Genomic DNA, 10123 nt, shown 5'->3' with positions numbered 1-10123 from the left:
GTGAATGGCCCATTGAGGGACATAGAGTCCCTCAATGGGCCATTCACGGCCTTTCCGTTGACCGCTTGCGCGGCAGAGGAATCCTTGACTACCCGGCCTTGGGCGTTTGGGTCAGGCGAGCTGGGCGGTGGAGTTCGCGCCGTCCAGGGACTCGCGGATGATGTCCGCGTGGCCCGCGTGCTGGGCCGTCTCGTGGATCAGGTGCAGCACGATCCGGCGGGCCGACCAGAACCGTGGTTCCGGGGGTGACCACGGAGTCGTCGGCAGTCGCACCGAAACGTCCAGCGAAGGCAGCGAAGCCACGTACTCGTCCGTCTCCGCCGCGGCGGTCGCGTAGGCCGAGAGCCAGTACGACAACGTCTCGCTCATCGAGTACTGCGCCGTGTCCAGCATTCCGTCCGGCAGGGCGCCGTCGGCGTTGCGCAGCACCTGCAGCCACAGGCGCTCGCCCGTCGCGAGGTGGCGGACCAAGCCGCCCAGGGTGAGCTCGCTGACCGTCGTGCGCTTGGCCGCCTCCGCGTCGGTGAGGCCGCGGACCGGGATCAGCAGGCGCTCCCGGACCTCCGCCAGCAGGCCGAGGAGTTCTTCGTGTTCGCGAGTCATGGTGGCACCGTAGAACCGAACTAGGTCAGGAGATGACCTGAAGCGTAATCCCGCTGATTGGTACCCGAGATCGTGCGGAGGTCTGGACCAGCTGCCATGGTCGAAAGCGCCGACGCCCGGATCGTCCACCGCGGACGCGCCGCTCAGTCGTTCAAGGTCGCCTAGCCTTTCGGCGGATGCGGCATGGCACCTCCTCGGCTAACGTGAATGCTCTTCATGTTGGCTGAGGAAGGTGCCGTGGTGCGCGGAAAACGAGCAATCTCAGCGGTGTTGACGCTGCTCACAGCGATGCTGGCCGGGTTGACGCCCGCGACCGCCGCCACGGCGCCGCCGTTCTTCTGGGGCGTGGCGACGTCGGGCTACCAGTCGGAGGGGTCGGCGCCCGACAGCAACTGGCGCCGCTACGAGCAGGCGAAGACGTCCTCCATCAAGGAGCCCTACCGCGAAGCCGCGGACTTCCGGCATCACTACGCCGAGGACATCGACCGGGCGAAGCAGCTGGGCGTGAACGTGTTCCGCTTCAGCGTCGAGTGGGCCCGGATCGAGCCGCGTCCCGGGCAGGTCGACCAGGCCGAACTCGCGTACTACGACGACGTCGTCCGGCACGTCCGGGCCGCCGGGATGCGGCCGATGATCACCCTCGACCACTGGGTCTACCCTGGCTGGATCGTCGACCAGGGCGGCTGGGACACCGACCGCACGCGCGACGCCTGGCTCGCCAACGCCCGCCGCGTCGTCGAGCGCTACAAGGGTCTCGGCGCGCTGTGGATCACGATCAACGAGCCGACGGTCTACCTGCAGCAGGAGATCAGCAACGGCGGGCTCGCCGCGTGGAAGTCGCCGTGGATGCTGTCGCGCATGGTCCAGGCGCACCGCGCCGCCTACGACCTGATCCACTCATCGGATCCGGGCGCGCTCGTGTCCAGCAACACGGCCTTCATCCCGGCCGTGCAGGGCGTGCTCGACGCGTCGTTCCTCGACCACGTGCGAGACAAGCTGGACTTCGCCGGCGTCGACTACTACTACGGCGCCAGCCTCGACAACATCAGCGCGGCGCACGCGGCCAACGGCGAGTTCTGGAAGGTGACCCCGCAGCCGGACGGCATCTACTACGCGCTGAAGTACTACGCGCGGAAGTTCCCCGGCCTGCCGCTGTACGTCGTCGAGAACGGGATGCCGACCGACAACGGCAACGCGCGCCCCGACGGCTACTCGCGCTCGAACCACCTGCGCGACCACATCTACTGGGTGCAGCGCGCGAAGGCCGACGGCATGAACGTGATCGGCTACAACTACTGGAGCCTCACCGACAACTACGAGTGGGGCAGCTACCAGCCGCGCTTCGGACTGTACACAGTGGACGCCCTGACCGACCCGGCACTGACGCGGCGGCCGACCGACGCCGTCGCGGCGTACCGGCAGTTGATCGCCGGCCACGGGGTCCCGGCCGGTTACACGCCGGTGCGGCCGCCGGGGTTCTGCTCGGTCGTGGACGGGCTGAGCAGCTGCCTCGACCCGGCGCGGTATCCCGGGCCACTGGTCCCGCTGGGCTGATTTCCGCCGCTGACCTGCGGGTCTGCGCAATATTGGAACTTGCCGGCCGCGGCTATGCTTTCCCAGCGGTCGCCACGAGAACGGCCCATACCAGAACTGGGGTTCACGGGATTGAGCATCAAGCAAATCCGCACCTTCGACTACACGGTCCTGCTCTGCAGGAAGCTGAAGGAGACGAGAGCCTTCTATGAGGACGTGATGGGCTTTCCGGTCGAGCAAGACCTGGAGAACTGGGTGAGTTTCCGGATCGGTGCCACCTTGCTGACGCTGCGGCCGAGGGGACGCGGGCCGGCCTGGGACGATGGTCCCTCGGTATCGGGGTCCGTGGCCGTCCAGCTCGCTTTCCGCGTGCCTCCTCCCGCCGTGGACGCCTGCCACGCGGAACTGGTCGCGAAGGGCGTGGAAATCCTCAGGGGCCCCACCGACTTGCCCGACTGGCGCCACCGGACGCTGTTCTTTCGCGATCCCGAAGACAACGTGATCGAGATCTACGCCGAGTACTAGGCGGTGGGTTGTGGTGGTGCACCACCACAACCCATCACCGGTCCCGCGAAAACCTCCCGCGAAAACCTCAGTCGCGCTCGATGAGGTGGCCTACCACGTCCGGGCCGGGGTGGGCGTGGCCGGAACCGTCGCGGCGGACGTCGATCTCCGGCAGTTCCACCGGGTCGCCGTTGCGCGCCGCGCCCGCCGGGCGCGGGCCGATCCAAGCCACGCTCAATGCCGTCTCGCCCTTCAGGAACCGCTGTGCCCTGACCCCGCCCGTCGCGCGGCCCTTGGCCGGGTACTCGCTGAACGGGGTCACCTTCACGCTCTGGCCCGTCGAGGTGATCACCATCGGCTCGCCGTGCTCGTCGTCGTCCGTGCGGACCGCGCCGAAGAACACCGCCGAGGCTCCCGCCGTCAGGTTGATGCCCGCCATGCCGCCGCCCTTCAGCCCCTGGGGCCGCACCAGCGACGCCGCGTACTTCAGCAACGACGCCTCCGACGACACGAACGCCAGCGTCTCCGAGCCGTCCGTCAGCCACGTCGCGCCGATGACCTCGTCGCCGTCCTTCAACGAGATCACTTCGAACTCGTCCGAGCGGACCGGCCACTCCGGCGAACACACCTTGACGACTCCGGCGCGAGTGCCCAGCGCCAGTCCCGGCGACCCGGCCGCCTGCTCGCCCAGCGGGGCGATTCCGACGACCTTCTCACCCTTGTCCAACGGGACCAGCTCGCGAGCCGCCATGCCGCCGCGCAGCGACACCGTGCCCGCCTGCTCGGGCAGCACCGGCAACGGCAGCACGTCCGTCTTGAACGCCCGGCCGCGGCTGGTCACCAGCAGCACCTGCCCCCGCGCCGTCGTGTGCACCAGCGCCGCCACCGCGTCGTGCTTCACACGGCCGTTGCGGCGACGCGTCTCCGTCGACTCCTCGGACTCCGCCGCGGTGCGCGCCACCAGACCGGTCGCCGACAGGATGACCTGGCACGGGTCGTCCGCGACCTCCAGCGGCCCGGACGGCTTCGACGCGGCCAGGACTTCCTTCAGATCGCCGTCGATCAGCGAGGTGCGGCGCTCGGTCGGGAAGTCCTTCGCGATCTTCGCCAGCTCCGACGAGACGAGCTTCTTCAGCACCGAATCGTCGTCGAGGATCTTGGTCAGCTCCGCGATCTCCGCGCGCAGCCGCTCCTGCTCCGACTCCAGCTCCAGCCGGTCGTACTTGGTGAGCCGGCGCAGCGGCGTGTCGAGGATGTACGTCGCCTGGATCTCCGAGAGCTTGAAGCGCGTCATCAGGCCGTCCTTCGCGGCCTGCGCGTTCTCGCTCTCGCGGATCAGCTTGATCACCTTGTCGATGTTCAGCAGCGCGATCAGCAGGCCGTCGACCAGGTGCAGCCGCTCTTCGCGCTTGCGGCGCCGGTACTTCGTCCGCCGCGTGACGACGTCGTAGCGGTGCTGGAGGAAGACCTCCAGCAGCTCCTTCAACCCGAGGGTCTGCGGCTGGCCGTCGACGAGCACCAGGTTGTTGATGCCGAACGACTGCTCCAGCGGCGTGAGCCGGTAGAGGTCGGCCAGCAGCGCCTGCGGGTTGACGCCGACCTTGCACTCGATGACCAGCCGCGTGCCGTTCTCGCGGTCGGTGAGGTCCTTCACGTCGGCGATGCCGGTGAGCCGCTTGGACTTGTTGACCTCGTCGGTGATCTTCTCGATCACCTTCTCCGGCCCGACGCCGTAGGGCAGCTCGGTGACGGTGATCGCCTGCCGCCCGCGGCTGCCCTCCAGCGGACCGGTCTCGACGCTCGCGCGCATCCGGACCACGCCGCGGCCGGTCTCGTAGGCGCGGCGCACCTCGTCGAGGCCCAGCAGCTTGCCGCCGGTCGGCAGGTCGGGTCCGGGCACGAACTCCATCAGCTTGTCGAGCGTCGCGCTCGGGTGCGTGATCAGCCACCGCGCCGCGGCGACGACCTCGCCGAGGTTGTGCGGGATCATGTTGGTCGCCATCCCGACCGCGATCCCGGACGTGCCGTTGACCAGCAGGTTCGGGAACGCCGCCGGCAGCACGGACGGCTCTTCGAGGGAGCCGTCGTAGTTGGGCCGGAAGTCGACGGTGTCCTCGCCGAGTTCGCCGACCAGCTGCATCGCCTCGGGCGACATCCGCGCTTCGGTGTACCGCGAAGCAGCCGGGCCGTCGTCCGGGCTGCCGAAGTTGCCGTGCCCGTCGATCAGCGGCGCGTTGAGGGAGAAGTCCTGAGCCAGGCGGACCATCGCGTCGTAGATCGCGGTGTCGCCGTGCGGGTGGTACTTGCCCATGCAGTTGTGGACGGCGAACCCTTCGACCACGAATTCGTGGGCTTCGGTGCCGACCTGGATGTCGTAGGTGACGTCCGGCGCGACGCGCTCGACCGACACCACTTCGAGGAACGAGAATCCCCTCAGCGCGTCGAGCCGGTCGGCGAGCGGTGAGCCGATCCGCCGCAACTTTTCGATCCAGCCGTCCTGGTGCGCCCGCCCGAGCGGGAACGAGCGATCGGCCAGCGCGATGCCGTGCCGGTCCTTGCCGTAGCGGACCTTCGCCCCGCTCACCGCGGACAACGAGGCGCGGAAAGCAGTTCCTTCGCTGTCGCGGAACCAACCGCCGCCGACGTGGGCGGCCGAGAATTCGGCCATGACGCCCCTGGCGGGCAACCGGTCGTTGCCCTGTTTGCCGCCGTAGGCGTAGGTGATCTCCATGAGCTTTCGCAGATCGCTCTTCTTGTAGCCGATCGTGATCCACGGCGCCAGGATGCCGGCCAGTGCCGCGGCGTCGGACCCGCTCACCGAGAGACCGAGCAAGGTCTTGTGGCCGTTCGGCTTCGGATTGGTCCAGTGGTGACCGTGGATCCCGAGGTCCGCGAGCATCGCGTAGACCTGCCTGACCAGTGCCTCGCTCGTGCTCACGTAGACGATCTCGCGATGGTTCTTGCGGATGTAGCCGTCACCGTCGAACAGACCCGCCAGGAACGGCGCCCAGGCAGAGCGATCCCGAAGGACCTCCGGCGGAACCACCTTCGCGTCGCTGTGCGGGGTTCCCGCGGCCAGCAGGCCATCGTGCCTGGCGAACGTGAGAATGTGCTGGTCGCGATATCCGGGCTTCGTGGCGGTACGTTTACCCCGATACACGGTCATTCCGGCGGCCGTCGCCCACTTGTCCACGGCGTCCAGCGGTTCCGTGTCGCACATGTGGATCCGGACCCGGCCGTCCGCGTCTCGGGACCGGTCGACCGCGAATCCCTCGGCGACGATCAGGCCGAGCAGGTACCCGTAGAGATCCCCGCCCTCGGCAGGCCGCTCTTCCCTGCGCACGCTTCCATGACCGAGAGTCAGCCGCCCGGTGAGGTCGCGGGCGTCCGTCCAGGTCAAGGTCGAGTCTTCCGTCACGGTCCGAAACCGCTGTCCTGGTGTGACGAGCATCGTGTGCCCGTTCGACCAGGTGACGCGGACGAGTTCGGAGACCGGGTTCTCATAGACCTCGGTGACGGGAACGGCTTGGCCCCGGCTGTCGAGGACCTGGTCGCCGATCTCGATCTCTTCGATCGGCCGCAGTCCGTCCGGGGTCGACACCAGCGCACCGCGCACGAAGCAGTCGCCGACGACGCGGGACGACTTCACATACGCGTGCGTGGGCCGGTAACCCTGCTCGTGCATGGAGAACAGGATCCGGCGGTGCACCGGCTTCAGCCCGTCCCGCGCGTCCGGCAGGGCACGCGAATGGATGACCGAATACGCGTACTCCAGGTACGAGTCTTCGATTTCGGTCTTCAGCGAGTTGTCGAAGACCTGCGCACCGGCCCGGTCGAACGCGCTGGGATCGACCTTGGTGGTGGTGCCCTTGCGGCGTGCCACGGTAGAACTCCTTGGTAGCTACGAAATCAGGCGTCGATGGCTTCGCGGTCGACCCGGTCGGAGGAGGCGACCAGCCAGTTCCGCCGGGGCTCGACCTTCTCGCCCATCAGCAGTTCCAGTGCCGTCTCCGCCGCTTCCGCGTCGTCGATGGTGATGCGGCGCACCGAGCGCGTCGCCGGGTTCATCGTGGTCTCCCACAGCTCGTCGGCGTCCATCTCGCCGAGCCCCTTGAACCGCGGCACCGGCGTGACGATGCTCTTGCCCGCCTTCTCCAGCTCGGCGAACTTCTGCTCCATCTCCCGCTGCGTGAAAGTGAAGTGCGTCTCCGGGTTGCGGCCCTTCGTGACCAGCTTGTGCAACGGCGGCATCGCCGCGTACAGCCGGCCGTCCTCGATCACCGGGCGCATGTACTTCGCGAACAACGTGATCAGCAGCGTGCGGATGTGCGAGCCGTCGACGTCGGCGTCGGCCATCAGGATCACCCGGCCGTAGCGCATCGTGGTCAGGTCGAACGTGCGCCCGGTGCCCGCGCCGAGCACCTGGACGATCGACGCGATCTCGGCGTTCTTCAGCGTGTCGCCCAGCGACGCCTTCTGGACGTTGAGGATCTTGCCGCGCAGGGGCAGCAGCGCCTGGTACTCCGACACGCGCGCCATTCGCGCCGACCCCAGCGCGCTGTCGCCCTCCACGAGGAAAAGTTCGCTGCGGGCGACGCCGGTGGTGCGGCAGTCGACCAGCTTCGGCGGCATCGCCGCGCCTTCGAGGGCGGTCTTGCGGCGGGCGGCGTCCTTCTGTTGCTTCTGGGTCAGCCGGACGCGGGAGGCGTCGACCACCTTCTGCAGCACGACCTTCGCCTCGGACTTGGTCTTGCGGTCCTCGGTCCACGCCTTGACGTGCTTGTCGACGATGCCCTGGATGACCCGGGTGATCCCGGCGGTGGACAGCTCGTCCTTGGTCTGCGAGGTGAACTGCGGCTCCGGCAGCCGGACGTGCACCACGGCCGTCATGCCCTCGAGGACGTCCTCGATCGTCGGCATGTCCTCCTTGGGCTTGAGCAGCCCGCGGGTCTTGGAGATGGCGTCCTGCAACGCTTTCGCCATCGCCCGGTCGAAGCCGCGGCGGTGGGTGCCGCCGTGGACGTTGCGGATCGTGTTGGTGAAGCACTCGACCGTGCGCTCGTAGCCGGTGCCCCAGCGCAGCGCCACCTCGACCTCGGCGTGGCGCTCCACATTGGACTGCATGACGCCCGCCGCGTCCGCCGCGTTCTCCTTGTACGTGCCCTCACCGGTGATCAGCAGCGTGCCGCAGACCGGTTTCTCGCCCGATGGCGTGAGGAAGTCGACCATGTCCACCAGCCCGTGCGGGAAGTGGAACGTCTCCTCGTTGATCGTGTCCTCGATCGCCGTGCGCAGCACGTACGTGACACCCGGCACGAGGAACGCGGTGTTGCGCAGCTTCGTCCGCACGCCTTCGACGTCGAGCGCCGCGCCGGACTCGAAGTAGCGCGCGTCGTACCAGTAGCGGATCGAGGTGCCGCTGCGCTCGCCACGCTTCATCTTGCCGACCAGGTTCAGCCCCGAGCGGCGGGTGAACTTCGCCTTCGGGCCTGGCCCGTCGAACGTGCCAGGGACGCCGTGCTTGAACGACATCTGGTGGACCTTGCCGTCCTGCTTCACCGTGACGTCGAAGCGGTGCGACAGCGCGTTGACCGCCGAAGCGCCGACGCCGTGCAGGCCACCGGAGGTCTTGTAACCGGAGCCGCCGAACTTGCCGCCGGCGTGCAGGCGCGTCAGCACCAGCTCGACGCCGGACAAACCGGACTTGGCGTGAGTGCCGGTCGGGATGCCGCGGCCGTCGTCGTCCACCTGGACGCTGCTGTCGGCGTGCAGCGTGACGACGATCTTCGTCGCGTGGCCGGCGACACCTTCGTCCGTGGAGTTGTCCACCACTTCCGAGAAGAGGTGGTTGATCCCCCGGCTGTCGGTGGAGCCGATGTACATCCCGGGTCGTTTGCGGACGGCTTCGAGACCCTCGAGATGCGTCAGGTCGTCGGCCCCGTACAAGGTCTCGGCAGTCACAGGGTCGTTCTCCCGGATCGTGGCTCGCGAAAGTGCTGGTGGTGGTGCGGACTCGCCTGCACCGTAGTGCAGGATATCCGCCGCCCCCGACAACTTCCGCGCGCGCTCCGTCCCGGGAGTGGCGTGCGCCGTCCTCAGCGGGGGTCGTAGCCCAGGTCGGGCCACAGGCCCAGCAGGGCTTCGATCTTCCGCGGGACCTGGAAGCTGTTCCGGAAGTTCGGCTTCTCGCCGATCTCCGCGAGGCGCTTGCGGAGATCGCCGAACGCCGGTTTCGCCGAGGATTCCCGGGTCAGGAGGTAGCAGTACGTACGACGCGGGTACGCGTACTCGTCGGTGTACGCCTGCAGCACGAGGCCGGGAGCCTCGATTCGCGACCCCACCAGGGCCCGGCCCTGCTTCTGGCTGTAGACGCGGATCACGTGCACGCCGGCGCGCAGCGTGCGCGGCGGGTCCTGGCCCTGGCCGTCGTCGGCCCAGAACAGTTCGACGCGGAACGGCGATTCGCCGCTCTCGCCGGGGTGCGTGTAGTCGCGGGTCAGCTCCTCGAGCCGGTACTCGGCCTCGGCCGACGGCTCGCCGCCCTCGACGAGGCTGACGAGGTACAGCTCGGCGGGGCGCGGCCAGGCCGGCCGGGGCACGTCGGCCGCTTCGGTCGCCTCGACGTCCGGAGCCGTCGTGCCGGCTTCCGGCTCGGCGGCGGCGACCTGTGCCGGCACCGGTTCCGCCGGCTCGGCCGGGCGGACCGGCGTGGCCGGCGCCTCGGCGGCCGGGGCGGGCACCGCGGGCCGGACCGGTGAAGGGGGTGGCGGGGTCGCGGGGCGGACCGGTGAAGGGGGCGGCGGGGCCGCGGGGCGGACCGGGGTCGCGGGCCTGCTCGTGACGACCGGCCGGGAGGGCGCCGCCGGCCCCGGCCGGGAGACCGGGGGAGTACGCGGCGAGCTGATGAACTTGCCGGCGCCGTACTGCTCCAGGAGCGGCTCCAGGTCACCCGCGGTCAGTGCGGGTCCGGCCAGGTCGCACCACTCGAGCCAGGCTTCCTGGGCCTCCTCGACGGTGTGCTTCTCGTTGGAGAGGGTGACCGCTTCGAACAGCTGACGCGGGCCCGCGGCGGTGACGTCGGCCGAGCCGACCACGACGAAGGCCGGGTCGTCCTCGGCGATCACCAGCTTCGCGTTCAGCCCGCGCAGGGAGTGCACGCTCACGCCGGCCTTCACCCAGTGCAGCAGTGCGTGCGGGCTCGTGGCCCCGGCCAGCACCACGTCCAGGCTGGCGTCGGTGATCAAGGTGTCGCCCGGCTGCAACGGCAGCAGGGCGGCCGCGCCGGGACCGACGTGACCGAAGGCGGCCACCAGGTTCCGGCGCGGAGCGAGCAGGGGGGTGATCGAAGCCCAGATGTCGCGGCCGGTGAGGAGTCGTACCGAACGTTCCGCCAAGCCCAGCCGAGCGCTTTCCGCGTCCATGCCCCGACCTTAGCCGGTACCCCCAACGGCCCGGCGGGCCGGAATATCTCTTGCTTGGAAGT

General features: G+C 68.9%; 6 protein-coding genes. 2 read left to right on the top strand and 4 right to left on the bottom strand.

Going from position 1 to position 10123, the window contains the following annotated elements; all coding sequences use genetic code 11:
• Positions 1 to 111 precede the first annotated feature (111 nt).
• Positions 112 to 603 (bottom strand): DinB family protein, encoded by a 492-nt coding sequence (locus AB0M82_RS37015; protein ID WP_364732341.1) that lies wholly within the window; start codon positions 601 to 603, stop codon positions 112 to 114.
• Between the two features lie 267 nt (positions 604 to 870).
• Between AB0M82_RS37015 and AB0M82_RS37010 the strand changes: the two genes are divergently transcribed.
• Both AB0M82_RS37010 and AB0M82_RS37005 read left to right on the top strand, forming a co-directional pair.
• Positions 871 to 2157, top strand: a complete 1287-nt coding sequence (locus AB0M82_RS37010; protein ID WP_364732338.1) for a family 1 glycosylhydrolase — start codon at positions 871 to 873, stop codon at positions 2155 to 2157.
• A 111-nt stretch (positions 2158 to 2268) separates the two neighbouring features.
• On the top strand, positions 2269 to 2661 hold the full coding sequence (locus tag AB0M82_RS37005; RefSeq protein ID WP_364732335.1) for a VOC family protein: 393 nt from the start codon (positions 2269 to 2271) through the stop codon (positions 2659 to 2661).
• A gap of 67 nt (positions 2662 to 2728) precedes the next feature.
• Here the strand turns inward: AB0M82_RS37005 and AB0M82_RS37000 are convergent, their stop codons facing one another.
• The 3 genes from AB0M82_RS37000 to AB0M82_RS36990 all read right to left on the bottom strand — a co-directional run bounded on the left by AB0M82_RS37000 (position 2729) and on the right by AB0M82_RS36990 (position 10061).
• Positions 2729 to 6523 carry a DNA topoisomerase (ATP-hydrolyzing) gene (locus AB0M82_RS37000; RefSeq protein ID WP_364732332.1) on the bottom strand — a complete coding sequence of 1265 codons (3795 nt, stop codon included), beginning with the start codon at positions 6521 to 6523 and terminating at the stop codon, positions 2729 to 2731.
• A 26-nt stretch (positions 6524 to 6549) separates the two neighbouring features.
• On the bottom strand, positions 6550 to 8601 hold the full coding sequence (locus AB0M82_RS36995; RefSeq protein ID WP_364732329.1) for a DNA topoisomerase IV subunit B: 2052 nt from the start codon (positions 8599 to 8601) through the stop codon (positions 6550 to 6552).
• A 134-nt stretch (positions 8602 to 8735) separates the two neighbouring features.
• Complete coding sequence (locus AB0M82_RS36990; RefSeq protein ID WP_364732326.1) at positions 8736 to 10061, bottom strand: hypothetical protein; 1326 nt, start codon at positions 10059 to 10061, stop codon at positions 8736 to 8738.
• Between the last annotated feature and the right edge of the window lie 62 nt (positions 10062 to 10123).

It is taken from the genome of Amycolatopsis sp. NPDC051128 (assembly GCF_040682715.1).
In the GTDB taxonomy this organism is placed as follows: Bacteria; Actinomycetota; Actinomycetes; order Mycobacteriales; family Pseudonocardiaceae; genus Amycolatopsis.
The sequence above is the reverse complement of the archived record's forward strand: the minus strand, read 5'-3'. Positions and strand labels throughout refer to the sequence as shown.